This is a genomic window from Gillisia sp. Hel_I_29 (assembly GCF_000744275.1).
GTDB lineage: Bacteria > Bacteroidota > Bacteroidia > Flavobacteriales > Flavobacteriaceae > Gillisia.
Genome location: NZ_JQLP01000005.1, coordinates 877,138 through 904,131, shown reverse-complemented (window position 1 = coordinate 904,131; position 26,994 = coordinate 877,138). Strand labels below are relative to the sequence as shown.

At 33.9% G+C, this 26,994-nt stretch carries 27 protein-coding genes; 9 read left to right on the top strand and 18 right to left on the bottom strand.

Translation table 11 applies throughout. The features are described from left to right. Positions 1 to 47: 47 nt before the first annotated feature. Both P163_RS09150 and P163_RS09145 read right to left on the bottom strand, forming a co-directional pair. A complete protein-coding gene (locus P163_RS09150) occupies positions 48 to 1,142 on the bottom strand; it encodes a BT_3928 family protein (RefSeq protein ID WP_034889915.1) in 1,095 nt (364 codons plus the stop codon). A 161-nt stretch (positions 1,143 to 1,303) separates the two neighbouring features. Further along, positions 1,304 to 1,849, bottom strand: coding sequence for a DUF1599 domain-containing protein (locus P163_RS09145; RefSeq protein ID WP_034889896.1), 546 nt, complete (start codon positions 1,847 to 1,849; stop codon positions 1,304 to 1,306). 100 nt (positions 1,850 to 1,949) lie between these two features. Between P163_RS09145 and folP the strand changes: the two genes are divergently transcribed. Both folP and P163_RS09135 read left to right on the top strand, forming a co-directional pair. Then, on the top strand, positions 1,950 to 2,774 hold the full coding sequence (gene folP / locus P163_RS09140) for a dihydropteroate synthase (RefSeq protein WP_034889894.1): 825 nt from the start codon (positions 1,950 to 1,952) through the stop codon (positions 2,772 to 2,774). 36 nt (positions 2,775 to 2,810) lie between these two features. Beyond that, positions 2,811 to 3,584, top strand: coding sequence for a diadenylate cyclase (locus P163_RS09135; protein ID WP_034889892.1), 774 nt, complete (start codon positions 2,811 to 2,813; stop codon positions 3,582 to 3,584). A gap of 3 nt (positions 3,585 to 3,587) precedes the next feature. Here P163_RS09135 and P163_RS09130 read toward each other — a convergent pair whose 3' ends face one another. Beyond that, on the bottom strand, positions 3,588 to 5,354 hold the full coding sequence (locus tag P163_RS09130) for an ABC transporter ATP-binding protein (protein WP_034889890.1): 1,767 nt from the start codon (positions 5,352 to 5,354) through the stop codon (positions 3,588 to 3,590). Beyond that, complete coding sequence (gene truA, locus P163_RS09125) at positions 5,355 to 6,101, bottom strand: tRNA pseudouridine(38-40) synthase TruA (protein ID WP_034889887.1); 747 nt, start codon at positions 6,099 to 6,101, stop codon at positions 5,355 to 5,357. A gap of 114 nt (positions 6,102 to 6,215) precedes the next feature. Here truA and P163_RS09120 point away from each other — a divergent pair, with 114 nt between their 5' ends. Further along, positions 6,216 to 6,704, top strand: coding sequence for a metallophosphoesterase family protein (locus P163_RS09120; protein ID WP_034889883.1), 489 nt, complete (start codon positions 6,216 to 6,218; stop codon positions 6,702 to 6,704). A 67-nt stretch (positions 6,705 to 6,771) separates the two neighbouring features. On the opposite strand, the gene P163_RS09115 is transcribed toward P163_RS09120, so the two are convergent. Further along, a complete protein-coding gene (locus tag P163_RS09115; protein WP_034889880.1) occupies positions 6,772 to 7,182 on the bottom strand; it encodes a DUF4293 domain-containing protein in 411 nt (136 codons plus the stop codon). Between the two features lie 195 nt (positions 7,183 to 7,377). Between P163_RS09115 and rho the strand changes: the two genes are divergently transcribed. The 4 genes from rho (at position 7,378) to P163_RS09095 (ending at position 11,889) form a co-directional block, all read left to right on the top strand. Continuing rightward, a complete protein-coding gene (gene rho / locus P163_RS09110) occupies positions 7,378 to 9,153 on the top strand; it encodes a transcription termination factor Rho (protein ID WP_034889877.1) in 1,776 nt (591 codons plus the stop codon). 183 nt (positions 9,154 to 9,336) lie between these two features. Next, positions 9,337 to 9,789 carry a hypothetical protein gene (locus P163_RS09105; protein ID WP_156100677.1) on the top strand — a complete coding sequence of 151 codons (453 nt, stop codon included), beginning with the start codon at positions 9,337 to 9,339 and terminating at the stop codon, positions 9,787 to 9,789. Between the two features lie 241 nt (positions 9,790 to 10,030). After that, positions 10,031 to 10,579, top strand: a complete 549-nt coding sequence (locus P163_RS09100) for an RNA polymerase sigma factor (protein ID WP_034889874.1) — start codon at positions 10,031 to 10,033, stop codon at positions 10,577 to 10,579. Beyond that, positions 10,576 to 11,889: a hypothetical protein gene (locus P163_RS09095; RefSeq protein ID WP_034889871.1), complete on the top strand. Its 1,314-nt coding sequence runs from the start codon at positions 10,576 to 10,578 to the stop codon at positions 11,887 to 11,889. The genes P163_RS09100 and P163_RS09095 overlap by 4 nt, the downstream gene beginning before the upstream one ends. A gap of 4 nt (positions 11,890 to 11,893) precedes the next feature. On the opposite strand, the gene gldC is transcribed toward P163_RS09095, so the two are convergent. Beyond that, positions 11,894 to 12,229 (bottom strand): gliding motility protein GldC, encoded by a 336-nt coding sequence (gene gldC / locus P163_RS09090; RefSeq protein ID WP_034889868.1) that lies wholly within the window; start codon positions 12,227 to 12,229, stop codon positions 11,894 to 11,896. Further along, on the bottom strand, positions 12,229 to 13,188 hold the full coding sequence (gldB, locus tag P163_RS09085) for a gliding motility lipoprotein GldB (protein WP_034889865.1): 960 nt from the start codon (positions 13,186 to 13,188) through the stop codon (positions 12,229 to 12,231). Before gldB ends, gldC begins: the two co-directional genes overlap by 1 nt. Positions 13,189 to 13,292: 104 nt before the next feature. On the opposite strand from gldB, the gene nadE reads away from it, so the two are divergent. Continuing rightward, complete coding sequence (nadE, locus tag P163_RS09080) at positions 13,293 to 14,081, top strand: NAD(+) synthase (RefSeq protein ID WP_034894185.1); 789 nt, start codon at positions 13,293 to 13,295, stop codon at positions 14,079 to 14,081. Positions 14,082 to 14,212: 131 nt separating this feature from the next. Beyond that, positions 14,213 to 14,851 carry a response regulator transcription factor gene (locus P163_RS09075; protein WP_034889862.1) on the top strand — a complete coding sequence of 213 codons (639 nt, stop codon included), beginning with the start codon at positions 14,213 to 14,215 and terminating at the stop codon, positions 14,849 to 14,851. Here P163_RS09075 and dnaG read toward each other — a convergent pair. The 11 genes from dnaG to P163_RS09020 all read right to left on the bottom strand — a co-directional run bounded on the left by dnaG (position 14,844) and on the right by P163_RS09020 (position 26,994). Further along, on the bottom strand, positions 14,844 to 16,805 hold the full coding sequence (gene dnaG, locus P163_RS09070) for a DNA primase (protein WP_034889860.1): 1,962 nt from the start codon (positions 16,803 to 16,805) through the stop codon (positions 14,844 to 14,846). The two genes, P163_RS09075 and dnaG, sit on opposite strands and share 8 nt — an antisense overlap. A gap of 208 nt (positions 16,806 to 17,013) precedes the next feature. Further along, the gene (locus P163_RS09065; protein ID WP_034889858.1) at positions 17,014 to 18,051 is read right to left on the bottom strand and encodes a hypothetical protein; all 1,038 of its coding nucleotides are present in this window, start codon (positions 18,049 to 18,051) and stop codon (positions 17,014 to 17,016) included. A gap of 127 nt (positions 18,052 to 18,178) precedes the next feature. Then, positions 18,179 to 18,964, bottom strand: coding sequence for a hypothetical protein (locus P163_RS09060; protein WP_034889856.1), 786 nt, complete (start codon positions 18,962 to 18,964; stop codon positions 18,179 to 18,181). Beyond that, positions 18,951 to 19,508: an RNA polymerase sigma factor gene (locus P163_RS09055; RefSeq protein ID WP_034889854.1), complete on the bottom strand. Its 558-nt coding sequence runs from the start codon at positions 19,506 to 19,508 to the stop codon at positions 18,951 to 18,953. The genes P163_RS09060 and P163_RS09055 overlap by 14 nt, the downstream gene beginning before the upstream one ends. A gap of 232 nt (positions 19,509 to 19,740) precedes the next feature. Continuing rightward, positions 19,741 to 20,718 (bottom strand): polyprenyl synthetase family protein, encoded by a 978-nt coding sequence (locus P163_RS09050; RefSeq protein ID WP_034889852.1) that lies wholly within the window; start codon positions 20,716 to 20,718, stop codon positions 19,741 to 19,743. A gap of 37 nt (positions 20,719 to 20,755) precedes the next feature. Continuing rightward, a complete protein-coding gene (gene rlmN / locus P163_RS09045; RefSeq protein ID WP_034889850.1) occupies positions 20,756 to 21,799 on the bottom strand; it encodes a 23S rRNA (adenine(2503)-C(2))-methyltransferase RlmN in 1,044 nt (347 codons plus the stop codon). A gap of 173 nt (positions 21,800 to 21,972) precedes the next feature. Then, complete coding sequence (gene queA / locus P163_RS09040) at positions 21,973 to 23,022, bottom strand: tRNA preQ1(34) S-adenosylmethionine ribosyltransferase-isomerase QueA (protein ID WP_034894182.1); 1,050 nt, start codon at positions 23,020 to 23,022, stop codon at positions 21,973 to 21,975. 92 nt (positions 23,023 to 23,114) lie between these two features. Beyond that, entirely contained in the window at positions 23,115 to 24,341 is a 1,227-nt protein-coding gene (gene aroA, locus P163_RS09035; RefSeq protein WP_034889848.1) for a 3-phosphoshikimate 1-carboxyvinyltransferase, read from the bottom strand. Positions 24,342 to 24,393: 52 nt separating this feature from the next. Next, positions 24,394 to 24,654 (bottom strand): hypothetical protein, encoded by a 261-nt coding sequence (locus tag P163_RS09030; protein WP_034889847.1) that lies wholly within the window; start codon positions 24,652 to 24,654, stop codon positions 24,394 to 24,396. Beyond that, positions 24,654 to 24,980 carry a nucleotide pyrophosphohydrolase gene (locus P163_RS09025; protein ID WP_034889845.1) on the bottom strand — a complete coding sequence of 109 codons (327 nt, stop codon included), beginning with the start codon at positions 24,978 to 24,980 and terminating at the stop codon, positions 24,654 to 24,656. The genes P163_RS09030 and P163_RS09025 overlap by 1 nt, the downstream gene beginning before the upstream one ends. A gap of 1 nt (position 24,981) precedes the next feature. Then, the gene (locus P163_RS09020) at positions 24,982 to 26,994 is read right to left on the bottom strand and encodes a DUF3857 domain-containing protein (protein ID WP_034889843.1); all 2,013 of its coding nucleotides are present in this window, start codon (positions 26,992 to 26,994) and stop codon (positions 24,982 to 24,984) included.

Here is a 26,994-nt window from a genome sequence, read left to right as displayed (position 1 = left end):
AGAAACATAGCCTTAAAGATTAACAAGACTATTTGAAATAGTAGCCATTACAATCCAATTTCTGCGGCATCAAACCAGTGTTTCTTTTGAGTGATGGTGCCTTTATTAAGTACCAATATTCCAGGATTAGATCTAACTATCGCCTTCAATCCAGTTTCATCAGACTGATAAAATTCGAATCCGAGGTCGAACTTTTCAATTAATTCTTCTTGTTTGTCTTTTCCGGATGCTGTAAGGCCAATCACGGTATATCCGTTTCTTAAAGCGCTATCTGTAAGTAGCTTTATTTCTTTATAACCTTGAGTTTCAGTATTTCTTAAATTATACGCAACGATCATTATTAGCTTATCTTCTGCTAAAAATTCATCTGTACGATCTTTTCCATTCTTCTCGATCTTAAAATATGGAATAGCCGGTAGATCTGCTTCTTTTATAACTTTGGTTTCCACTCCTAAATATTCTCCTTTAACTTGCGGATAAATGCCATTATTTTTTATCACTACCTCTTCTCCATTCTGAATAAATTTCCATCTATACTCCACTTCCGCTTTCTGCGCATCTTCCGGGAGAACCATTTGTTCTTGAATGTTATTCCCAATTTTATAGGCTCTAAAATCTATAAGTGGCAAATGCATTAACACGTAATATCCAAAAAGAAAACTTAACATAAATGCCAAGAAAATCACCCATCTATGAGATGCAGGCACTAAAATTGGAGTAATCAATTTCGGGTTGAAGAACAGAATTAATATCAACACTAGTAGAAAAGCATCTTTATAAAAAGACTGCCAAGGCGTTAATGGCAAGGCGTCTCCAAAACATCCACAATCTGTTACTTTATTAAAATAAGCTGAATAGAATGTTAGGAAAGTGAAGAACAGTATCATGAGCAATAAGCTCCATAATGTAAATTTTGGTAAATATCCTATAATAAGCATCACCCCTAGCACCAATTCAAAAACAACCAAGATCACAGCAATTGCTAATGCAAATGGAGCAAGAAATTCCAGATTTAATACCTCCGCACTAAAATATTCCTGAAGCTTAAAGGAAAAACCAATAGGATCATTAAGTTTAATAAAACCAGAGATCATAAATAAGATCCCAACAAAGATTCGTGTAATTCCTACAAATACTTTCATGTTTAATCTGGTTTAATATCTAAACTTGATATTTTAGATTGAGATAATTATAGTATATAATATGGCATCTGTAGCAAGATTAAATAATTACAGCTATTTATAATATCTAGTAAATTCAATATGCATTTAAAATAGGGCTGCACTAGTAATAGACTTTAAATTTAAGCCTCCTTTTCTTCCAAAAGGATTAAGGCGAAGATGGCATAATTAATCATGTCTTGATAATTAGCATCTAAACCTTCACTTACCAACGTCTTGCCTTTATTATTTTCAATTTGCTTAACTCTTAATAATTTCTGAAGGATAAGATCTGTAAGAGAACTGACTCTCATCTCTCTCCAAGCTTCTCCATAATCATGATTCTTATTTTCCATCAAGGATTTAGTCTCAGAAATATGTTTATCATATAAAGAAATTGCCTCTTCTAAAGAAAGATCTGGTTGTGCAGCGATTCCCTTCTCTAATTGAATAAGCGCCATGATAGCGTAATTAATGATCCCAATAAATTCAGGAATTTCATCTTCATCCACTTTTCTAACCTCGTTTTCCTGAAGTCCGCGAATGCGTTGCGCTTTAATAAAAATTTGATCGGTTAAAGAAGGAAGTCTTAAAATTCTCCAAGCACTTCCATAATCTCTCATTTTATTTGAAAACAAAGAGCGACATATTTCTACTACCGCATCATATTGTTTTGAAGTATCCTTCATAAAAAACAGTCTAATTTCCGTAAATTTCGGTCAAATAATTTAGATAGTCAAAGTTAATTTACCAGAGGTAATTCAACTTCAAAATTATAAGCTTTAAAGAATGACAATTAACTGTAAAGGCACCCTTATAGATCTCACTACGCCAAAAGTAATGGGAATACTAAACTTAACTCCAGATTCCTTCTATTCTGAAAGCAGAAAAGATTCAGAAGAAAGTTTATTGGTATCTGCTGAAAAAATGCTGAATGAAGGAGCTACTTTTTTAGACCTGGGAGGCTATAGTAGTAGACCAGGTGCAACAGATATTAGTACAGCCGAGGAATTAGAACGCGTTATTCCTGCAATAACATCTATACTTAAAAACTTTCCGAAAACTCTTTTATCTATAGATACTTTTAGAAGTGAGGTTGCTGAAAAATGCCTTGATGCCGGAGCAGCAATAATTAACGATATCTCTGGCGGACATCTAGATAATAAGATGCTAACTGTAATTGCTAAATATCAAACACCTTACATCGCAATGCATATGAGGGGTAATCCAAGAACCATGAAAGATCTTACAGATTATAAGGATCTAACCCAGGATGTGATCTACTACTTTTCAGAAATAATAAGTAAAACCAAAGCACTAGGAATTAACGATGTAATTATAGATCCGGGCTTTGGATTTTCAAAGAATATTGCTCAAAATTTTGAATTACTTGGTAAGCTCGAACTTTTAAAAAATCTAGATCTTCCAATTCTTGCTGGATTATCTAGAAAGTCTACTATTTACAAGACTTTAGAATGTAGTGCTGAAGACGCTTTAAACGGCACGACTGTTTTAAACACCATCGCTATTACCAGAGGTGCAAATATTTTAAGAGTGCATGATGTAAAGGAAGCTATGGAAGTTGTGAAATTAACATCTCTTCTGCCAAACTAAGCGTATATTTTCTATTTTTACACAAAGCCTCAGAATTTGGATTTCTTAAACCTTCGTATTTTAGATATAGTAGATATTGTGTTTTTAGCAATACTGCTATTCTATCTATATAAACTCGTTAAAGGTACCGTTGCTGTAAACATTTTTGTGGGAATTGTGATCATTTGGGTAGTTTGGAAGATCACCCAACTGTTGCAAATGGAATTGCTGAGTAATGTACTGGGTGAATTTATAGGGGCAGGAATCTTTGCATTGATCGTAGTATTTCAGCAAGAAATAAGAAAATTCTTATTAATGATTGGTTCTACCAACTTTACCCACAGAAGAAAATTCTTAAGATCCTTCAGGTTTGTAAAAGATGATACACAAATAAAGACCAATTTAACCGCAATAGTAAAGGCTTGTGAAAACATGGGAAAAACCTTTACCGGAGCCCTTATCATTATTCAAAAGAGCACAAAACTAGATTTCGTAAAGAATTCTGGAGATGCCATGAACATTACATTAAACCAACCAATTATAGAATCTATTTTCTTCAAAAACTCCCCTTTACATGATGGTGCTTTAGTTGTTGAAGACAATAAAATTACCGCCACCAGAGTAATACTTCCGGTTTCTAATGATAGAACTATTCCTTTAAGATTCGGATTAAGACATAGGGCTGCAGTGGGAATTACTGAAAAGACCGATGCATTGGCTTTAGTAGTTAGTGAAGAAACAGGCCAGATATCTTATCTAAAAGATGGTGAGTTCGTGATCTTTGAAGATAACGAAGAACTTATCAACAAGCTAAAAGAAGATCTTACTTAGAAATTATATAGACTCTTCTGCCATAAATTGCACCTCATATAGATTTTTGTAAAAACCACCTTGTACCTGAAGTAATTCTTTATGTGTTCCCATTTCTACAATTTGCCCAGCATCCATAACTATAATTTTGTCTGCTTTTTTAATAGTAGCCAACCTGTGTGCAATTACAATGGATGTTCTGCCCTCTGTAATCTTATCTGTAGCATCCTGTATTAACTGCTCACTATAAGAATCTATAGACGAGGTAGCTTCATCTAGGATAAGAATACTAGGATTACTCACATAAGCCCTTAAGAAAGAGATTAATTGTCTTTGCCCAGAAGATAGCATTACCCCTCTTTCCTTCACGTTATAATGATATCCGTTTGGAAGAGAGTTAATAAAATCGTGCACCCCTATTTCTTTGGCAGCATTAATAACGTCCTGCTCAGTAACATTTGGATTATGAAGGGTTATATTATTTAAAATAGTATCTGCAAACAAGAAAACATTTTGTAGCACCACAGCAATTTCAGCTCTTAGAGATTGCAGCGTAATTTTAGTGATATCAATATCATCAGTAAGAATTTGTCCGCTATTAATTTCATAGAATCTATTGAGCAGATTAATAATAGTTGTCTTTCCGGCACCTGTAGAACCCACTATCGCTATAGTATCTCCGGCATTTGCTTTAAATGAAACTCCTTTAAGCACTTCTTCATCTTCTATATACCCAAAACGCACATCTTTAAATTCGATATTACCTTTTAAGTTTTTAATTTCGATAGTACCTTCATTTTTAATAATAGCATCTGTATCTAATATTGCAAATACTCGATTAGCGGCAACCATCCCCATTTGAAGGGTATTAAACTTATCTGCTATTTGGCGTAAAGGTCTAAACAACATTTGAGCCAGTTCAATAAACATAATAATGATACCCAAACTAAGCGCATCACTTTCTACCACTCTTAAACCACCGTACCATACAATAAGACCAATGGTAATAGACGTAGACATTTCTGCAATTGGGAAAAATATAGAGTTATACCACACGGTTTTAACCCATGCTTTTCTATGCTTATCATTGATCTCTTTAAAATTATCATACTCTGTTTGCTCTCTTGTAAAGAGCTGAACGATCTTCATCCCGGTAATTCTTTCCTGCACAAAGGTGTTTAGATTTGCTACTTGATTTCTTACATCTTCAAAAGCGATCTTCATTTTCTTTTGAAACACTCTGGTAGCATATAATATGAAAGGCAGTACTAATAGCACCAAAAGTGTTAGCTGCCAGCTATTATAGAACATAAAACCTAAGACAACAATCATTTTTAAAAGATCACTAGCAATCATAAAAAGACCTTCGCTAAAAATGCTTGCAATGGTCTCGATGTCGCTCACAGCTCTGGTTACCAATCTACCTACAGCAGATTTATCATAATACTTCATTTTAAATTGAAGCATATGCTTAAAAAGATTCACCCGGAGATCTCGAATTACCTCTTGGCCCAACCAGTTTGCAAAATAAATAAAACAAAACTGAAAGATCACTTCCAACATTAGGGCTATCAGCATTAAGCTGATATAATACACTAAATTATCATTGTCTTTAGGCACTATAGAATCATCTATAGTGATCTGTAAAAGATACGGTCTAAAAACCGCAAAAAATGATAATAAAACTGCTGCAAAACCTACAAAATAGAAAGTCCATTTGTAGGGATTGGTATATCTAATTAACCTTTTAAAAAGGGTAAAATCAAAAGCATTTCCTGTTGCTGACGCCATTTATTTAATTAAAATAGATGTTGGATATTCAATTTCTGTTAAATACAAACCTTTTGCTGGCACCGAGGTTCCTGCATTTTGTCTGTCTCGACTCTCAATTATTTCATCAAGCCTATGTTCTGCTGTTTTGCCAAGACCAATATCAAGCAAAGTCCCTACAATGGCTCTCACCATATTTCTCAAAAAACGATTGGCAGTGATATGAAACACTAGCTTATCGCCTTCCTTCCTCCAAGCTGCATGAGTTATCGTACAGTTATAAGTATTAACGTCTGTCTTAGATTTGGAAAAACACTTAAAATCTACGTAGTTTATAAGGGTGCTTGCCGCCCTATTCATCTTCTGTACATCCAAAGGGTTCTTCACGTAATGAGCTGCATCAAAATTAAATGGATCTTTACGAAGCACAATATGATATTGATAACTTCTACTAACTGCGTTAAACCGAGCATGAGCTTGGTCGGTAACTTTAAACAAATCATACACCGCAATATCAGGTGGTAATACAGAATTTAATTTATACACCCAATCCTGAAGATCTCCAAGAGAATCTGCATCAAAATGAGCAAAATATTGCGTAGCATGGACGCCCGCATCTGTACGCCCGGCTCCTACCACAGGGGTTTCCACCTGCAATATGGTAAACAATGCCTTCTCTAAAGTTTCCTGAACAGAAATAGCATCTGGCTGGTTTTGCCAACCATGATACGCCTTTCCATTATATGCTAGTTCTACAAAATATCTCAATGTAAATTGATACTTTTACGTGATTGCCTGCAAAGATACGGCAAACTTAGCAACTCACAGGGAGCATCTCCCCCGAGTTTTATATGTAATCATAAATTAACGTTATAAGCAGTTTTGAAGAAAATCTTATTATTAAGCGACACCCATAGCCATATAGATGACAGAATATTATTTTATGCAGAACAGGCAGATGAGGTCTGGCATGCGGGAGATATTGGATTAATTTCTGTTACAGACCAACTTAAAAAAGTAAAACCTCTACGCGCCGTTTTCGGGAATATTGATGATCATGAAGTAAGAAAAGAGTTTCCATTAAATCAACGATTTTTTTGCGAAGGAGTAGATGTGTGGATCACCCATATTGGTGGATATCCCAACAAATATTCTCCAGCCGTAAAAGAGGAGATCAAAACTAATCCTCCTAAATTATTTATCTCTGGGCACTCTCATATTCTGAAGGTAATGAATGATAAAAAATTAAACTTATTGCATATGAATCCGGGCGCAGCAGGAAAACGCGGATTTCATAAAAAAAGGACTATGCTTAGATTTAAAATTGAAGGAGAGCGAATTTTTGATCTCGAAGTGATAGAACTCGAATAGTTACAACTAAAAAACCCAGAGCTTTCGCTCTGGGTTTTTACGCACTAATAACACTAAGATAATAGGCTTATCGTAACCGGTCTACAGATTTTACAAGATCTTCATCCTTTTGGATAGCTTTATTGGCTAACACTAAAAAAACGATAGAAAGAATAGGAATAAACATCCCAATACCTTTCTCAGAGATTTCCATCTCTCCAGGTACAGTTAGAGACCAATACACAAAAACTCCTAGCAAAAAAAAGTTTAAAATTATATTGATACGCCCCAAGATAAATTGAAGCTTTCTATTATTAAATAAAAATATGGTGATGAACGATAAGATGGCAGACCCTAAAAACATACCCAGAGCCAGCATAACATCTTCAACATATGTAGGCTCTCCAGCCTCATTGCTCCACAAAGAAACAAAAAATATTAACACCCCACTTAATAACGCGGCAATTAATAAGTAAACAGATTGTATTCGTTGTAACATTTGAAATCTTAAATATTGACAGCAAAATTAAGTTTTCTTTTTAAAATAGGTATTCAAAAATTTAAAATAAAGTTGTATTATTGCATATATAATGCGTAACCGGTTCAATATAGGTTACTTAAGACTCCATATTTTTTTCGATTCTTCCTCGAGAAGTAAATTCAAAACCAAACACAAACTTATTCATACTTATACATGTTTGAAATTTCAGAATTAAAAGCTAAGAAGTTACCTGAGCTTCAAGACATTGCCAAATCTTTGAATGTCCCAAAATATCGCACTCAAAAGAAATTAGATCTAGTATATCAAATTCTAGACTATCAAGCAGCAAACCCTAATAAGGTAAAAGAAGTTTTAAACGATGATACTACTGCTTCTAAACCTATCAGTAAGGAAAAGACAGACGAAAAGCCTGTAAAATCTAAAATAGGTTCAGAACGTAAACCAGCTAAAAAGCGCGAGGAAAATCAGGTTAAACCGGAGCAAAATAATAAGCCAGATAATGTAACAGAAGCCAAAAAACCAGCTCCTGTAAAATCTTCAGAAAAGAAGAATCAAGGCGCAAAAGCTAAAGAAGAAGTAAAGAAGCCTACCGAAAAATCTCATTCTCCTAGAAGAGATGATAAGAATGGAAATTCTAATTCGAACTCTAATTCTAACTCCAGTAGAGATAGAGACAATAACAGAAATTCCAGAGATAACAGTAGAGACAATAATAGAGAGCCGCGAAAAGATACTCGTAATCAAGGCAATAAAGATCAAAATCATAACACCAATTCTGGGAATAATTCTAATTCTCCAAAGAATAATGGTAACCGTGATAACAGAAACCGTTACCGCGAGCCAGATTATGAATTTGATGCAATTATAGAAAGTGAAGGAGTACTGGATATTATGCAGGACAACTATGGTTTTCTTCGCTCTTCAGATTATAATTACCTTTCTTCACCAGATGATATTTATGTATCTCAATCTCAAATTAGATTATTTGGTCTAAAAACAGGAGATACTGTACTTGGGCAAATTAGACCTCCAAAAGAAGGAGAGAAATATTTCCCACTTATTAAAATTACCAAGATTAATGGTCTAGATCCACAAGTTGTTAGAGACAGGATCTCTTTTGAACATTTAACCCCTCTTTTTCCGAAAGAGAAATTTAATTTAGCAGAAAGAGAAAGTACCGTTTCTACAAGAATTATAGACTTGTTCTCTCCAATTGGAAAAGGACAACGTGGAATGATTGTTTCTCAACCTAAAACGGGAAAAACGATGTTACTAAAAGACATCGCTAATGCCATTGCAGCCAATCATCCCGAAGTTTACCAGATCATTCTATTAATAGATGAGCGACCAGAAGAAGTTACAGACATGCAGCGCAATGTTAAGGGAGAAGTTGTTGCTTCTACTTTTGACCGTGAAGCCCATGAACATGTAAGAGTTGCTAATATTGTGCTTGAAAAAGCTAAAAGAATGGTGGAATGCGGACATGACGTTGTAATCTTACTAGATTCTATTACCAGATTGGCAAGAGCTTACAATACAGTGCAACCAGCAAGTGGTAAAGTTTTGAGTGGTGGTGTAGATGCTAATGCTTTACATAAGCCTAAACGTTTCTTTGGTGCAGCCAGAAATATAGAAAATGGAGGTTCTCTTTCTATTATTGCTACGGCACTTACAGATACAGGTTCTAAAATGGATGAAGTTATCTTTGAGGAATTTAAAGGTACTGGAAACATGGAACTTCAATTAGATAGAAAAATTGCAAACAGAAGAATTTTCCCTGCTATAGACCTTACATCTTCTAGTACACGTCGTGATGATCTTTTATTAGACGAGAACACTTTGCAACGTATGTGGGTAATGAGAAAGTATCTTTCTGATATGAATCCTGTAGAAGCAATGGAATTCATCAACCAGAGATTTAAACAAACTAAAAATAACGAAGAATTTCTACTTTCTATGAACGGCTAGAAATATTTACAATATTATATTTAAACCCCTACTATTAAAACAGTAGGGGTTTTGTTTTTATAAGTATATCTGCCTGAAATTAGAAAAACTAAATTTATTTAGAATTAACGCAACCATTTAGAATATTTAGGTCATATAAATATGAATGCGTATAAAATTCTAATTTCACTTAAATTACCAACTATGAAAAACATCTTTGCAATATTTCTTATACTTACCGTACTATTTTCTTGTAGTAAAGAATCTACAGGCGATACCGATGTATTAACTTATAAAGGAAAATGGTCTCTAGTTAAAATAACCGGAAGTTTTTCCTCTACTGTTACTGAAGGCTTAGATATGGAATGGCAGGAGGATTATATGCTCAACTATGACGGCACATTTACAAAAACAAGAACCACAAAAGATACTATCTTAATCGCCACAGGAACCTATAGATTATTAGATGAATCTGAATTCATGAATACTGATAATTCCGTTAAATATTTAGAAACTACCTTCGATACCAACAGCACATTACTCGCAAATTGTTACTCTCAAAGTTTAACTGAATATCTCTATTTTGCTAACGACCTTAAATTAAGAAATACTTACAATGCTTGTGATGGTCTTGGACTTGAGTATGCGAAGGAATAATTTTTAATCTAAAATGCTCGTTTTATGTTGACATTGAACAAAGACTCAAAGGAGACTCATATAATATTAAAAAAACTAATTAGACTCTAAAGAACTAAAGCATCTATTCAAATTTTGGTATTTACTTTAGGATTAAGTGCTCAAAATAATTCTGTTTAGGTAAAAAAGAATAGAGATTACATTTAAAAGTGTAATCTAAACAAAAATTAAGCTAACCATCACCACGCTAAACAAGAAAGCATTGGATATTGAGAATTTAATAAGGAGATGCAAAGAGCATGATAAAGTAGCTCAAGAAAATCTCTATAGATCATTTTCTCCGAAATTCTTTGTGATATGCCTAAAATATTCCAGCAGCTATGAGCAAGCTAAAGATAGTCTACACGATGGTTTTATAAAGATATATGAGAACATTTCTTCCTATAAAGGCAACGGTAGTTTTGAAGGCTGGATGACAAGAATAATGATCAATAACGCCCTGAAGGAATATCAAGGTAAATCGATCTTTGTGAAAATTGAAGATAATTTAATTCCAAATGAAGAGATATCATTAGAAATTGAAGAGGAAGCACTGTCTTTTGAATATCTAATGACATTAATTCAGGGGCTTCCGGATCAATACAGATTGGTATTCTGCTTATACGCGCTAGATGGATATTCTCATAAAGAAATTTCTGACATTCTAAAGATCTCTATAGGAACCTCCAAATCTAATTTAGCACGTGCAAGGCTAAAGTTAAAGGAGACTATTATTTCATATAAATTAAGTAAAATGGCGAGAGAATTATGAAGCAAAATAAGAACATAGATAAGATCTTTAGCGATAGATTTAAAGATGCAGAAATAAATCCACCAGATGATATTTGGGAAGGAATCTCATCACAGCTACCTCTAAAAAAGCGTAAGAATAGAATAGTCCCACTATGGTATTATTTAGGTGGTACTGCCGCTGCTCTAATAATTATAGCGCTTTTATTAAGAACTAGTTTTGTAGAAAATACATCTCCAACAATTACAGATCACAACAGTGAAAATTCAATAAAAGTTGATAAAATAAATGACAGTAATTCGCCTATTTTAGAGAACGAAAAGCATTTGCCTATGATCAAAAATCAGAATGAAATTGTTGGTACTGGCGCTTCGATATCTAAAGAGAATTCTTCTAATTCTAAAAATAGCAAGCAAGAACAATTTTATACTACTGTAATAGGTACAGATCAACATGAAAGGTCAAGTTCACATTCTGATCAAATTACAAATAGAAAGAGAAAGGAAGATATATCTTTAAAAAGTATTTCATTGAACTCTGGGGGTGTTAAGCTTGGAGATCACTCTACTTTTAAAAGAAATATTGGTATTAATGAACCAACTAAAGAAATTACTAAAATCATGCAGCCCCAGCTACAACCTGAAAAAGAGGAACTAGCAGAAAGCTCCTCTAACTTTGATAGATTTAGTGTTTCTGCAAATGCTGCAGCGCTTTATTTCGATAATTTAGGAAGCGGAAGTTCTTTGAGTAATCAAATTGCAAGTAATGCAGGTGGTCTTACATCAACTTCATATGGAGTTTCCTTTGGATATCTTGTAACCGAAAGATTAAAAATAAGATCAGGAATTAGTCAGGTAGAACTTAAAGACAATTTTCAGAATACTACATATGCTTCGGTATTAAATTCTAAAGCCATTGGAAATGATTTCTCTGTAAACTCTGCCTTACTTACAACCACCGATGTGGTAGAAGCTGCTGTTAAAATTGATCAGAATATAGGGTTTATAGAAGTCCCAACAGAAATAGAGTATTTTATTCTTAATAAAAAATTTGGCTTCAGCTTTATTACTGGCTTTAGCACCTTAATTTTAAATAAGAATAAAATATCTATAACTTCAGATAATTTCAATAGCGTAGCTTCTAAAGTAGAGAACCTTAATAATTTGAGTTTTACTGCAAATTTAGGAATGGGGCTTAACTATAAGATCGTACCTAAACTTCAATTGCATCTAGAACCAATAGTGAAGTACCAATTAAATACATTTAACAATACGCAAGATTATAAGCCATACTATATTGGATTCTATTCTGGCTTAACGTATAAATTTTAAAATACTACTTTTTTAGTTCCATTTTTTCTGCAAAGTAATCACAGAAATCTTTCATAGTAGCTGTCATTTTCTCATCCTGAGTTGCACGATTAAAAGTATCGCTCATAGCTACAAGAGTTTGGTGAAAGAACTTTTTCATTTCATCTACCGGCATATCTTTTGTCCAAAGATCTACTCTTAATGTTTCCTGCTGTTTGCTATCCCACATAGAAAGTAACATAGCCTTTGCTTCTTCTTTATAAATATCGCCATCTTGCGCACTCCAATAGAGTTCTTCCGGAACACGATTCTCGTCCAATATCACTTCAATGTTTATTTCTGATTTTTTATATTCTGACATTATTTCTTCGGTTTATATTTTGCTTTATTAAAGATTGTTTCAGCATCTGTGTCTAACATCTCCTGTAAACTTACATCGTTCTTATCCATATAATCTCTTATAATATGCCAACCAATGTACTGGCCAAGCATTGCTGGAGATTCATTATCTAATTCCAGATAAAATTTTGAGAAAGGTGCAGGATACAAAAATCTGCTATACAGCTTTGTATCAGAATCAAAAATAAGTTCTTTATCTACAAAGTATCTCCATATCTGTTCCTCGTTAGCATCTGCCCATTTCAATTCTTCTTCGGTATATCCTATTTTTTCAAAATCTGGGGTATCTGGCAACCATCTGTCTTTTAAGTATAATAGCTTTCCATAATAGAGCATGGTAGCTAAAAAGTTCTTTTTTTGTGGTTGTGGCACATATCTCTCTGCATATTGTGATGCAACGTCCGGTAGAATTTGCGCTCTTTCAAAGTTCTTTTTTAAATATTCCTGTATTCCCATATAAAATTGATGGTCCTTTCCTAAATAGGTATCTAAAGCTATAAATAGAAAATCTGGTGTTAGTAAGACCTTATTTCTATAATCTACATCTGAAGTAACTGTTATAACAGTTGGTGCTTTAAACGATGGGAAGTAATATTTAATATGTTGAAATAATGTTTTTAACTCATCTTCTTCTTTAGAGAAATCTTTAAAAGCAGCAGTTACTTCTGTATTTAATTCTAATTGAATGGAATCTTGCATCTTATTTACCCATACACTATCTGGATATTGTGCAGGAAATAAGAATGGATAATCACGTTTTAATTGAGGAAGATCTTCAGGCTCGGTATTAGCAAACTTTTGGTCAAATCTTTCTACTTTGAATTCTATATTAATTTTATCTATTTCCTCCCTTTGTTTAGAGTCTTCATTACAAGCAAAGACTAAGAACAGTGTTAGCACCAAAAAAGTTTTTCTAAACATGCGCATATATTGTGAAGCGTTTAACTTAACCCGTTTTTATTAATTATGATTTAATGCTAAATTTGCTTACAAAGGTATTACTTACAAATTTAAACACCCAAAATATGGATACAGAAAAGGTAGTAGAGCACATAGTTACGTGGCTAAAAGATTATGCAGTTTCTGCATCTATGAATGGATTTGTAATAGGAATTAGTGGAGGTATAGACTCTGCCGTTACTTCTACTCTTTGCGCCAGAACAGGTTTGCGCACCTTATGTTTAGAAATGCCAATACATCAGGCTCCTACCCAGGTTACCAGAGCACAAAATCATATTACTTCTTTAAAGCAGCAATTTGCAAATATTTCTAGCCTCCCTGTAGACCTTACCAATGTTTTTGAACAATTTAAGACTGCAGTTCCTCAGGCAGAAGTAAGCGCTACCAAAGATCTAAGTTTAGCAAATACCAGAGCCAGACTAAGAATGACCACCCTTTACTATTTTGCAGGATTACATAGATATTTAGTTGCAGGTACGGGTAATAAAGTGGAAGATTTTGGTGTAGGATTTTTCACCAAATATGGAGACGGAGGTGTAGATCTAAGTCCTATTGCAGATCTTACCAAAAGTGAAGTTTATGAGATAGCAAAATATCTTAAAATTAACAATGAGATCATTACAGCAGCTCCTACAGATGGATTGTTTGGAGATGATAGAAGTGATGAAGATCAATTAGGAGCGTCTTATGACGAATTGGAATGGGCCATGAAACAGGATACTCCAGATGTAAATGTGGAGGAATTTACTAGCAGAGAAAAAGAAGTCTTCAAGATTTACATCAGACTCAACAGAATGAATCAGCACAAAATGAATCCGATTCCGGTGTGTGAGATACCCGTTCATCTTAAATAATAATACTTTTAACGAATATATCTGCTAAGACTAGAAATTGAAATTTATAACGGTTAATTTTATTTAATACTTTACTAACCAGCTAAATTGCAACCCCCACGTACTGTTAATTTTAGTGCTAAGCATTTCATATGAGTACAGTTTTAATTGCAGATCATCATCCAATCACTAAAGAAGGAATTACAGCACTTCTAAAGACTAACGAAAATCTAGAGGTCATTGGAAACGTAACCAGCGGAAATGAATTATTCAAATTTCTAAAACATCAAATTCCCGATGTTTTAGTAATGGAGTTAGATCTACCGCAAATAAACGGCATTACCGCTTTAAGGAATATAAAGAATGAATATCCAGGTACCAAAATGCTGGTATTTAGCTGTCATCCAGAAGAGATGTATGCCTTAAGTGCTATAAAAGCAGGAGCATCAGGATATGTATCCAAAACAGTTTCTACAGAAAATCTGCAACAAGCCATTCAACAGGTGGCTAGAGGTGGAATATATCTTAACAAGAGCATTACCGATAAAATAAATTCTGGAGCTACCCTGAGCAATGGACTTATTGCAAAATTTAAAAAATTGTCTACCAGAGAGAGTGAAGTATTAAATCTTCTTTCTAATGGAAAAAGAAATAAAGACATTGCAGAAGCATTAGCTATCAACGAAAAAACGGTAAGTACCTATAAGACCAGATTACTTAAAAAATTGAAAGTAGATAATCTTGCAGATCTTATAAATCAAGCGAGGATGCTTCAATTAAGAGTTACATAACTCTATTTAATTTACTGGAAAGGATCATTTTTAAAGATTGATAATCCATAATATCGGTTATAGTTGCCTGGGCAAATTCAGCATCATTAGCCTCCCGAATACTTGCAGAAAGCTCATTTATCTTTTGATTGATAAGATATCTTCTAAGAGACAGAATGGTTTCGTTCACTAATCTAGAGATCGTGGTATCTTTTGTTTTTACAATAATATCCATTCGCTCCCAATCGTGAAGAACATATTGTTCTTCTTCCATTAAAATGGTAGTAACCTCAGAAGACAGATCTGCGTCTAATTCATTTACGAACATCTCCATATTTAAAGAGCCATTTGCATTTAAATGATTGATACTTTTAGTATACAATTCCTTAAAATGATCATTAGTAAAGGCAATCTCATCTTCTTGCAGGTCTAAGAAGATCTTCTCGAAAACTTTCGCCTTGTGCACCACAGGTTCTAAAACCAGATCTCCTTGGGCATTTTCTTTCCAGATCATATCTTCAAACTCTTCTTCTACAGTACCATAAAGCATTAGTAAACTAATGATCTTGCGTTCAAGCTCAAATTGTTCATCTACTTTTGTTCTTTCTGCAGCTGTTTCCTTTACAACTTCAAAAGATTTAGTTTTTGCAGGTTTAGCTGCTGTAGCCTTGCCTTCTTTAACTAAGATCTGAGATAAGGTTGAGAAAAGTACATCTTCTGAAATATCCATGATCCTAGAACATTCCTGAATATAAACTTCCTGCTGAATCTGATTTGGGATCTTGGCGATACTAGAGACCATATCCTGTATGAGATTAGCTCTTCTTATAGGATCATTCTTCGCATCTTGATATAACAAGGATGCTTTAAATTCTATAAAATCTTTGGAGTTCTCTGATAAGAATTCTGCTAATTCTGCCTGAGAATGATTCTTTGCAAAGCTATCTGGGTCTTCACCATCAGGAAATACACAAACTCTCACATTCATTCCCTGTTCAAGAATAAGATCTATTCCGCGAATAGAAGCTCTCATTCCTGCAGCATCTCCATCAAAAAGAACCGTAATATTTTTAGTTAACCTATTGATCAATCTGATCTGCTCCTGTGTTAGAGCTGTTCCAGAAGAGGATACCGTGTTCTCCACCCCGCTCTGATGAAACTGAATAACATCTGTATATCCTTCTACTAAAAAGCAATTATCTTCTTTGGCGATAGCTTGTTTAGCGTAATGTATACCATATAGTACTTTGCTTTTATGGTAAATATCACTTTCCGGAGAGTTGAGATATTTGGCAGCTTTCTTATCGTTGGTTAAAATTCGTCCTCCAAATCCAAGCACCCGTCCAGACATAGAATGTATTGGAAACATTACTCTTCCTTTAAATCTATCGAACTGTTTCTCTCCTTTTACAATAGATAATCCGGTCTTCTCAAGATAATCTAGGTTATATCCTTTTCTAATAGCTTCAGAAGTAAATGCATCCCATTCATCTAAACAGTAACCAAGCTTAAATTTTTTAATGGTTTCATCTGTAAATCCACGTTCCTTGAAATAGCTTAAACCAATTGCTTTTCCTTGTTCTGTTTTTAATAACGTATTCTGAAAATAGGTGCTTGCAAATTCTGAAACCAAATACATACTCTCTCGTTCATCTGCTTGTTGCTTTTGCTCATCAGACTGCTCGGTTTCTTCAATCTCAATATTATATTTTTTAGCCAGATACTTTATAGCCTCAGGATAGGTAAAATGTTCGTGCTCCATTAGAAAGGCAACCACATTACCTCCTTTTCCACTAGAGAAATCCTTCCAAATTTGTTTTACAGGAGAGACCATAAAACTTGGAGAGCGCTCATCTGTAAACGGACTTAAACCTTTAAAATTACTACCAGATTTTTTAAGCTGAACAAAGTCACCCAGCACCTCTTCAACTCTAGAGGTCTCAAAAACCTGATCTATGGTATTTTTAGATATCAATGTAGTGGGAAATGAAGTTTTTATGAATCGTCAAATGTAACAATAAAAAAAGAGAACGATTCCACTTATGCAGGAAACCATTCTCTTTAACAACTTAGCAGATTGTCACTATTATTACATCAAAACTCAAGCCAAATCAACATAACATTATAAAACTAACCTTATTCAATTATCTAACAAACAAAGAGTTAAGAACTAAATACTAACTTTAATCTATATCGAATCTTAAACCTAATGATATGTTGTGCAAGTCTATATTCGGATCTTTAAATAATGGATTAAGATCATATTTTACATATAAGGCAGTTCCACCAAAACTTAGATAACCGCTAAGACCGTAAATAAAATCATTGGTATTGTAATCACCTTTTAATTTATCTTTCTTCTTATCTCCATCTTCTCTGTACTTTAATTTTTGTCTTTCTCCAATGTTAAAACCGGCATATCCTCCCAATCCTATCTTAAACTTGTTATTAGTTGAATATCTATAATAATTCTCGGTTTCTGTTTTCTTAGAAGGACCAAATTCAAAATGAACAGGAAAAACAAGATTATCTGTTCTAAATTTGGATTTATTAAGATCAAATTCAAATTCCTCTAATTCAGTAAGCTCTCCATTTTCTACAAATACTCGATTATCTGTAGGTTTTAATCCGTTAAACTGAAATGAAACTCCGTATTTCACTCGCATAAAATTTGAATTCTGAAAAACTCTCGTCTTCCATGCCCACCCTATTTCGAAGAAACGGCTACCACCAATTTTAAAATCTGAATCATCTATAGAATTATCTTCTGAAATTGCATTGTTAAGTCCAACGGCTATAACGAGATCGCTGGTGGTTCTTCTATCAAATTTTCTTTTAGATTCTCCCTCATCGAACTTTAAATTTAATGCTTTTCCATCTTCAAAAATTTCCAGAGCTAAATAGGTTTTATTCCCGTCTCTTTGTCTTAAAGCTATCTGATTTTCTAAGATGGCGATCCTGTTCTCAATATTAAGCGCATGGATTTTAGCAGCCTCTTCCTTTTGCTTATCTGCTTCTTCTTTAGTAATATATTCTCTTTCCAGTCTGTAATTGATTCCTTCAAGTTCAATTCTTAGCAGATCTTTTTCTTCATTAATGATCTTATCTTTTAGTTCCTGAATTCTTTCCGCTTTGGCAGGAATACTATCGTTTTGAGCATGCATAGAAGACATGGCTAAAGACATAAATAAAATACTCAAGTAAATTGTAATTGTTCTCATGATGATTAATTTTTAAGATCTTTCACTGTCCTCCCAGATGTTTATGGGAGGAACAGTTCCAGACCTGATTGATGAATGAATGTTTGATTTACTTCTGAATTAGAAGATTTTTATGGCTAATTCTAAACTAATAATTCCTATTGGCAACAGCGGTTTTGGCTTTTAGATATCCTTCTTTAAGCACATCAAATACTTTATCTCTAAAAGAATGCTCCATATCTATCTCTACAGATCTTAAAAGATCTTCCGGATCTATTTTACCTACAGAAAAGTTGTAATTCCTATCTTTTTCTATTTCCCTGGCAGCACGAACAAGTAATTGCTCTACCTCAATATCTGTAATAGAATTCCCATCAGAATTCATACTGTTAACCTGAGCGATAACTTCACTCAATTTTTTGGATATAAGTATATCTTCTTTTGAAGTTATAATTTGATGGGCTGCGACACTTGCTACCTGAATACCCTCCTCTTTTGAAGCCGTTTTGCTGATTTTTTCTTCTCTAGTAGCATCTCCAGATTTTTGAAGTCCTTCACTTTTAGCTGTTGAGGAATTTTGAGCTACTGCCTCTTGAGATCTTATATTATCTTTATTAATTATTGATGTATTCACTACTTCCACTTCTTCTGAATTCTCATTTAACGGCTCATGCTGCTCTGTACCTACATTATCTACTGGAGCATCTACCACTTGTGGAGAAGTTTCTACCGCAGAATTTCTATATTGAAGTCCAATAATTAATATCCCTGCTAAAAAAGTAGCAGCAATCCCAAGCCACCAAAAATTAAATTTGGAGGTTTTTTCTTCTGAATCTAATTGAGAACTTAATTTATTCCAACTATTTTCTGAAGGCTTTATCTCTCTACGATCCAGCTTTTCTTTAAACTCTTTTTCAAACTTAAGGCGTCCCATAACCTATATTATTTTGTGTCTTTAAATTTTCTTGTAACATTTTTCTGGCCTTGAACAATTGAGATTTTGAGGTTCCAACGGTGATATTTAATGTTTCTGAGATCTCTTGATGTTTATATCCTTCAATAGCATACATCACAAAAACTACTCTATAACCTTCTGGCAATTCATCTATTAATTGCTGAATATGCTCTACCTCAAAATTCGAATTAACATCATCAAAACTTCTATCTTCTATAAACTCTTCTTGAAATTCTATTCTTTTCTGAATTCTTAAAAAAGAGATACTTTCTCTAACCATGATCCTTCTTATCCAGCCTTCAAAACTTCCCTCTTCCTTAAAATCATTTAAGTGAGTAAAAACTTTTAGAAAGCCTTTTATCATCACATCTTCTGCATGCTGAAGATCTTTGATATACGTTCTGCAAACACTTAACATCTTAGCGCTATACAAATCATAGATGCGTTGTTGAGCTTCCCGATTCTGCTTAGCAGCTCGGGCAATTAATTTAGATTCCTGATTAAAAAGTTGAATGACCTTCACTAATGTTTCAATTAAACCATCTATTTATAAGACGAGTTTAAATTACAAAAGGTTGCCTGAGGGTATGAAAAATTTTAAAAAAGTTTTTAAAATTGATTTTTTGACGCAGACTAATCATCTATAAATGATAGAAAACATCTCGACTCCGCTCGATGTGACAGTAGATATAGTTTTAGGATTTAAAGAGATGCTGAAACAAGTTCAGCATGACAAATAAGTGAGATTAATGATCTTATTTTTTGCGATCTATTACGTAATTCACCATTAAGATCAAAGAGTCTTTAAAAGGAGATTCTGGATAATCATCTAAGATTGCAAGTGCCTCTTTTTGATATTCTTTCATTCGCTTAACCGCATAATCTAAGCCACCGCTAGTTTTCACAAAGGTTATTACCTCTTTTACACGTTTTTTATCTTTATTATGATTCTTCACAGAATTAATGATCCACTTCTTATCTTTTGCTGAAGAATTATTTAAAGTATAAATAAGAGGTAAGGTCATTTTTTGTTCTTTGATATCGATACCAGTAGGTTTTCCTATTTGTTCATCTCCATAATCAAAAAGGTCATCTTTAATTTGAAATGCCATCCCTATCAACTCACCAAATCTTCTCATTTTAGCAATTTCTGAAGATTCCGGTTTTACCGAAGCTGCTCCTAAACTACAACACGCAGCAATAAGTGTTGCTGTTTTTTGACGGATGATATCATAATATACCGCTTCTGTAATATCTAACTTTCTAGCTTTTTCAATTTGAAGCAATTCTCCTTCACTCATTTCCTTTACAGCCACAGAAATGATCTTCAGCAAATCAAAATCGTTATTATCTATAGAAAGCAGTAATCCTTTAGAAAGCAGATAATCTCCAACCAGCACTGCTATTTTATTCTTCCAAAGCGCATTGATGCTAAAAAAACCTCTTCTTCTGTTAGAATCGTCCACCACATCATCGTGCACCAAGGTTGCTGTGTGAATCAATTCAATAACCGCTGCGCCACGATAGGTACGCTCGTTCACATTTCCTTCAGAAACCATTTTAGCTACCAGAAACACGAACATAGGGCGCATTTGCTTCCCCTTTCTATTTACAATGTAATGTGTTATTCTATTTAAGAGTGCCACTTTTGAAGACATGGACTCAAAGAACTTCTTTTCAAAAAGCTCCATCTCTTTTTCTACCGGCAATTTTATTTGAGAGATGACCTTCATAAGGATTTAAAATAGCTAAAAATTATAAATTTGAACGTTACGATGATTTATTAGCAAGTTGCCCACAAGCAGCATCGATGTCTTTTCCACGAGATCTTCTCACTGTAACAGTAATGCCATTTTGTTCCAACATAGCCTCATACATATGAGTAGCTTTAGAAGATGCTTGTTGAAAAACACCATCGTCTATTGGATTATATTCAATTAAATTCACCTTACATGGTACATATTTACAGAATCTCACTAATGCTTCTGCATCCTTTGGGGTATCGTTAATACCTTCCCAAACTATATACTCATAAGTAATTCTACTTTTGGTTTTAGAATACCAATATTCTAATGCTTCTTTAAGATCTATTAATGGAAAGGTTTCATTAAAAGGCATGATGGTGGTTCTAACTTCATCTATTGCAGAATGTAAAGAAACTGCCAATTTGATCTTAACTTCATCATCTGCCAATTTCCTGATCATTTTTGGAACTCCGGAAGTAGATATGGTAATTCGCTTAGCAGACATGCCCAGACCTTCTTTTGAAGTGATTTTCTCTACTGCCTTCATAACATTGTTATAGTTCATGAGAGGCTCTCCCATTCCCATAAACACAATGTTTGAAAGTGGCTTATCGAAATACAACCTGCTTTCATTATCTATAGCTACTACCTGATCGTAAATTTCATCAGGATTTAAATTTCGCATTCTCTTTAAAGTTGCGGTAGCACAGAATTTACAATCCAGACTACAACCAACTTGAGAAGAAACACAGGCAGTGGTTCTTTTAGGAGTTGGAATAAGAACAGATTCAACCGTAAGATTATCGTGTAATTTTACAGCATTCTTAATAGTACCATCACTACTGCGCTGCATTTGATCTACCCTAATATGATTGATCACGAAATTATCTTCCAGCATTTGTCTGGTTTGCTTGGAGATATTGGTCATATCTTCAAAACTATAAGCACTCTTTACCCACAACCACTCGTAAACCTGAGTTCCTCTAAAAGATTTATCACCCTGAGAAACAAAAAATTCCTGCAGTTGTTGTTTGGTCAAAGCCCGTATATCTTTCTTATCATTTTTCACGATGCAAAAGTAAGAAGATTATTAGGATTTCTCTGTAAAGAACCTAATTTCAGTAATTTCAATCATCGTAAATCTTCAAATTAAAATTTGACTTAATTCTATAAAATAAAAAAGCCACGATCCTACAGTTTTAAATCTGTAAAATCGTGACCTTATAATATTATAAGTTGCTATTAGATAATCAACATGGCATCCCCATAAGTATAGAATTTATACTCTTCTTTAATAGCTTCAGCATATGCTTTTTTCATAAAATCATGACCAGCAAAAGCAGAAACCATCATCATTAAAGTAGATTTTGGAGTATGGAAATTAGTGATCATACAATTTGCAATACTAAAATCATATGGAGGGAAAATAAATTTATTGGTCCATCCACTAAATTCATTTAATGTGTGATTTGAAGAAACCGCGCTCTCTAAAACTCTCATTACCGTAGTTCCTACAGCACAAATTCTGCGACGATCCTGTATTGCTTGGTTAATTGTATTGGTAGCGTTAGTTTCAATAAAAGCTTCTTCGCTATCCATTTTATGTTTAGAAAGATCTTCTACCTCCACCGGGTTAAAAGTTCCAAGACCAACATGAAGAGTTACCTCAGCAAAATCTATCCCTTTAATTTCCAATCTTTTTAATAAATGCTTAGAAAAGTGAAGTCCGGCAGTTGGTGCAGCAACAGCTCCTTCTTTTTTAGCATAAATGGTTTGATATCTTTCCTGATCTTCAGGCTGCACTTCTCTTTTAATATATTTAGGAAGTGGAGTTTCTCCTAGATCTTGTAATTTTTTTCTGAACTCTTCGTAAGAACCATCATATAAAAAACGTAGGGTTCTACCTCTTGAAGTAGTATTATCTATAACTTCTGCAACCAAACTTTCATCGTCACCAAAGTAAAGTTTGTTACCAATTCTTATCTTTCTTGCCGGATCTACCAAAACATCCCAAAGTTTCGTTTCAGCATTTAACTCTCTCAATAAAAAAACCTCGATTCTTGCGCCTGTTTTTTCTTTATTTCCATAAAGACGAGCAGGAAAAACCTTCGTATTATTAAGAACCATCACATCTTCTGGCTCAAAATAATCTATTAGATCTTTGAATTGTTTATGTTCAATTGTTTGTTCTTTCCTGTTAAGAACCATCAATCTAGCTTCATCCCTATTCTCTGCAGGGTATTCCGCCAAAAGTTCTTTTGGAAGTTCAAAATTGAATTGTGAAAGTTTCATTCCCATAGTTACATTTTTTAAAGGCTGCAAATATACAACCTCAACATAGGGGTTGTCAAGCAAATGGCTATTTATTTAGGAAATCTCTATGTTTAAGCGCCTTCCACACAATTGAAACCAATATTTTGAAGATCATTCCAAAATCCAGGGTACGATTTTGATACTACATCTGCATTGTTTATTGTAATTGGTACTTTTAAAGCAAGTGGTGCAAAAGCCATAGCCATTCTATGATCATTATAAGTTTCTATAGCCACATTTTCCTTTAAATTGCTTTGAGGAGATAGTATCAATCGGTCTTCTCCAATTTCTACCGTTGCGCCTAGTTTCTCCATTTCGTTCTTTAGAGCCACCAACCTATCTGTTTCTTTGATCTTTAAGGTATGGAGCCCTGTAAGTTCACACTCTATCCCTAACGCCAAACAAGTAACGGCAATGGTTTGAGCTATATCTGGAGCATTAACTAAATTCTCGTAAATTCTAACAGGTTTGCTATGCGGGATCTTTCTGAGGATTATTTCATCTTCCAGATACTCTGTTTCTACCCCAAATTGTGCATAGATCTTTGCAATACAAGAATCTCCCTGCAAGCTGGACGCTCTATAATTAGACAATCTAATTTCGGCATCTTTAGAGATAGCCATTATAGAATAAAAATAAGATGCAGAGCTCCAATCAGATTCTATATTTACAGTTACGGGAGATAACTTAGAACATGGCTCTATGTTAATTCTGTTCTTATTGAATTCTCCTTTAATTCCAACTAATTTAAGAAGATCTAACGTCATATTAATATAAGGCACAGAAGTAACTGGCCCTATTAGATTGATCTCTATTCCACTTGGAAGTGAGGCAGCTATCAGCATTATTGCAGAAATATACTGACTGCTAATATTAGCCTGTAAATTTACACTACGTCTCTGCAAATGATTCCCCTTAATACTTATAGGGGGATAGCCTTCTTCATGATTATAGGAGATCTCCGCACCCATACTTTGTAAGGCTTCTACCAATAATCTAATTGGCCGCTCCTGCATTCTTTTACTACCGGTAAGCACCACATCACATCCTGGTTTCGCAGCAAAATAGGCAGTTAAGAATCTCATTGCTGTACCAGCATGATGTATATCTACCACTCCATTTACAAGCTTTAAAGCGTTTTGTAGAACCATAGTATCATCACTATTAGAAAGATTTTCTAATGTAATTTCCGGAAATAGTGCCTGCAAGATCAATCCTCGGTTGGACTCACTTTTGGAACCAGTGATTTTCAATGAGGACGAGATGTTTAAAGAAGACTTTGGTAATTGAATGGTCATAGCTTAAAAGAATATTAAGCAGGCAAATTAAGTGAATTTAATACTGTCAATATTATTTTTCACTATTCTTTAACTTCATATAAAATTTTCCATAGGCTATTATCAAACCATAGACAAATGCAGAAAATACAGATGCCAGCACAAATCTAATCCATTTCCCATCTGCTAATTTTTTATCATAAAATCCGGAGAAATCAAACCCTCCGAATTCTATGATCATGGTAAAAAGATTATATACTATTACGAAACCCATTCCCAATACAAGAACAGATTTCCAAAACGCTTTTAGCTTTAAGATCTTTTGAAAAAGCATTATTTCAGTTTTTGATTGTTCTGATGGCGATCATGATCTCTCTTGGTTTTTAGATCTAGCTTTTTATCAAATGCTTCCTGAAGATCTATTCCTGTTTGATTTGCAAGACACAACACTACAAACATTACATCTGCCAGTTCTTCTCCAAGATCTTTATTCTTATCGCTTTCTTTCTCACTTTGCTCCCCATATCTGCGAGCTATAATTCTAGCCACCTCACCTACTTCTTCTGTAAGTTGTGCCATATTGGTAAGTTCATTAAAATAGCGCACCCCGTGCTCCTTTATCCAATTATCTACTTCTAGCTGTGCGTTCTTAATTTCCATATTATAGTTTGGTTAGTACAATCGCTTCAGAATTTAATGCTACCATACCATCATAAAACCTCTTCAAATTCTGGTAATCATCTGGAGTGTACACAATGTTATTCATTTTTAATTCAGAAGTGACCTTGATAAAATTTCCACTTTGCAAAATTATGAATTTATAACTTCCTTGACCTTCGTTTAGATCAAACATTTTACTTTCCGGCAAAGATTCTACCTTGTAATTATCGGGAATTTGCATATAAACCGTTTTAGATTCTGTAGATGGATACTTAAAGAATATTGGAAGTTTTCTCTCATCAGCTTTAAACGGATTTGTGCTTTGCGCCATAAAGAACATAGGTTTTATGTACACATTGTTGCTTATCTTTTCTACTCCGTTCTTAAGTTTAAAATTAAAGATCTCTGTAACCTCAGCATAATTACTATCATCATTTTTTAACTTTACATCCAGGATCTCAATATTTCCTTTTCCCTCTTCCAATTCTTTTATTAAACTCTCTTCGCTCATATTCTCATGCTCATCTCGAAACTCTTTTGCTGAATACCCGCTAGCAATTTGAGTAAAACTGCCATTAATAGAAAGAGCATCCTCAAACTTAATCTTTAAGATCTTCTTAGTTTCAGAAACCCCCAAATTCATTAACTCTATTAATTCTGAAGATCCATCTGTTCTTACTAATCTCCCTAACCAGTTCTGAGCATGTTCCGGCAAAATGTTAGGCAAAGCATTTTTATCTGTAGCATCTATCAAGGTAGTTTTGTTATTATATTTTACAGAAGCCACTACATAGTTAAAACCATTTCTGGTAGGAAACACAGGAATTCCATTACTTTTAGTGCTTATTAAAACCGGATTTGCATCTAATCCAGCATATTTAAGCATAGCGGTTAGCATTAAGTTGATATCGGCAGAATTTCCAGAACCTTCTTTATATGCTTCTTTTACACCCTCGTCTGTATAATACCCTACGTAATCATTCCACTTCACCTTAGATTTAACAAATTCAAGAACTGCGCTAATTTTATCTTCAACCCCAGATTTACCAACCAAAACAGCATCAAGATCATCTTCAAAATATCTGGATTTCTCTAGCTGATCTCCAAATTCTGGATGAGATTGGATCTTTTCTGCAACATTTTCCCAGGTTAGCGCATAGTTCTCAATATTAGAATTTGGGTATTTAATAAATACCAGCTCCATCTTTAAAAACCCTGCATAATTACGCAGGTAATCTATATAAGGTTCACTTTTTAATGCCGGGATTTCCTCTTGATTTATCTCATAGATCGTTTTTGAAAATTCTAATTTCTGTACAGTGGCATTACTCTTCTGAACATAACCACCAGACCTGGAAACACTACTAATATTATAACTAGATCTACCGGTATGGCTGGTTAGATCATATCTTAACGTACTTCTTGGATTAAAGTGAGTATTAAATGTATAATATTCCGGAATCGCTATCTGGAAGTCTAACTTTTTAATAGGAATGGTGTATTGAAGTGGAATATCATCTATAGATGTTATAAATGGCGAAGTTCTAATGTATTTAAATTCTATAACGCTACCTGCCTTTACCGCCGGCATCGTAAATTTTATACGCTCTCTATATTTATTTACCTCTTCTTCAAAAATGGCATCTTTATCTAATTTTACAGAGGTTAATTTACCATTCTCTATATTATAAGTTTCTCCTTTTAGGCTGGAAATACTTTCTTTATTATTCCCGGAAACATAATAATCTATATTTCTTGTTGCCCAGTCAAATCCCTCTTTATTGTAGATCTTAACACGTTCAAAAACTTCTTCTATTACTTGAAAACCCTCTGCCTTAGAATAATCATAATAGATATGTTGTTCTCTATATAGCACCGCAGCATTTGCAGAAGAATCTTTCTCATAAGAAGTAGCAGCAACTTCTTTTTTAGAAACTTTGCCGTATTTATAATTCTGTGCATTCACATTAAATACAAATAGAACAAGTAAACAACCCAAGTAGAATTTTTTCAT

Excerpts from the sequence above, each read along its gene's own strand:
- P163_RS09150 (WP_034889915.1), bottom strand. The coding sequence starts at position 1,142 with ATGAAAGTATTTGTAGGAATTACACGAATCTTTGTTGGGATCTTATTT.
- P163_RS09145 (WP_034889896.1), bottom strand. The coding sequence starts at position 1,849 with ATGAAGGATACTTCAAAACAATATGATGCGGTAGTAGAAATATGTCGC.
- folP (WP_034889894.1), top strand. The coding sequence starts at position 1,950 with ATGACAATTAACTGTAAAGGCACCCTTATAGATCTCACTACGCCAAAA.
- P163_RS09130 (WP_034889890.1), bottom strand. The coding sequence starts at position 5,354 with ATGGCGTCAGCAACAGGAAATGCTTTTGATTTTACCCTTTTTAAAAGG.
- P163_RS09115 (WP_034889880.1), bottom strand. The coding sequence starts at position 7,182 with ATGTTACAACGAATACAATCTGTTTACTTATTAATTGCCGCGTTATTA.
- rho (WP_034889877.1), top strand. The coding sequence starts at position 7,378 with ATGTTTGAAATTTCAGAATTAAAAGCTAAGAAGTTACCTGAGCTTCAA.
- P163_RS09105 (WP_156100677.1), top strand. The coding sequence starts at position 9,337 with ATGAAAAACATCTTTGCAATATTTCTTATACTTACCGTACTATTTTCT.
- P163_RS09095 (WP_034889871.1), top strand. The coding sequence starts at position 10,576 with ATGAAGCAAAATAAGAACATAGATAAGATCTTTAGCGATAGATTTAAA.
- gldC (WP_034889868.1), bottom strand. The coding sequence starts at position 12,229 with ATGTCAGAATATAAAAAATCAGAAATAAACATTGAAGTGATATTGGAC.
- gldB (WP_034889865.1), bottom strand. The coding sequence starts at position 13,188 with ATGTTTAGAAAAACTTTTTTGGTGCTAACACTGTTCTTAGTCTTTGCT.
- nadE (WP_034894185.1), top strand. The coding sequence starts at position 13,293 with ATGGATACAGAAAAGGTAGTAGAGCACATAGTTACGTGGCTAAAAGAT.
- P163_RS09075 (WP_034889862.1), top strand. The coding sequence starts at position 14,213 with ATGAGTACAGTTTTAATTGCAGATCATCATCCAATCACTAAAGAAGGA.
- P163_RS09065 (WP_034889858.1), bottom strand. The coding sequence starts at position 18,051 with ATGAGAACAATTACAATTTACTTGAGTATTTTATTTATGTCTTTAGCC.
- P163_RS09060 (WP_034889856.1), bottom strand. The coding sequence starts at position 18,964 with ATGGGACGCCTTAAGTTTGAAAAAGAGTTTAAAGAAAAGCTGGATCGT.
- P163_RS09050 (WP_034889852.1), bottom strand. The coding sequence starts at position 20,718 with ATGAAGGTCATCTCTCAAATAAAATTGCCGGTAGAAAAAGAGATGGAG.
- queA (WP_034894182.1), bottom strand. The coding sequence starts at position 23,022 with ATGAAACTTTCACAATTCAATTTTGAACTTCCAAAAGAACTTTTGGCG.
- aroA (WP_034889848.1), bottom strand. The coding sequence starts at position 24,341 with ATGACCATTCAATTACCAAAGTCTTCTTTAAACATCTCGTCCTCATTG.
- P163_RS09030 (WP_034889847.1), bottom strand. The coding sequence starts at position 24,654 with ATGCTTTTTCAAAAGATCTTAAAGCTAAAAGCGTTTTGGAAATCTGTT.
- P163_RS09025 (WP_034889845.1), bottom strand. The coding sequence starts at position 24,980 with ATGGAAATTAAGAACGCACAGCTAGAAGTAGATAATTGGATAAAGGAG.
- P163_RS09020 (WP_034889843.1), bottom strand. The coding sequence starts at position 26,994 with ATGAAAAAATTCTACTTGGGTTGTTTACTTGTTCTATTTGTATTTAAT.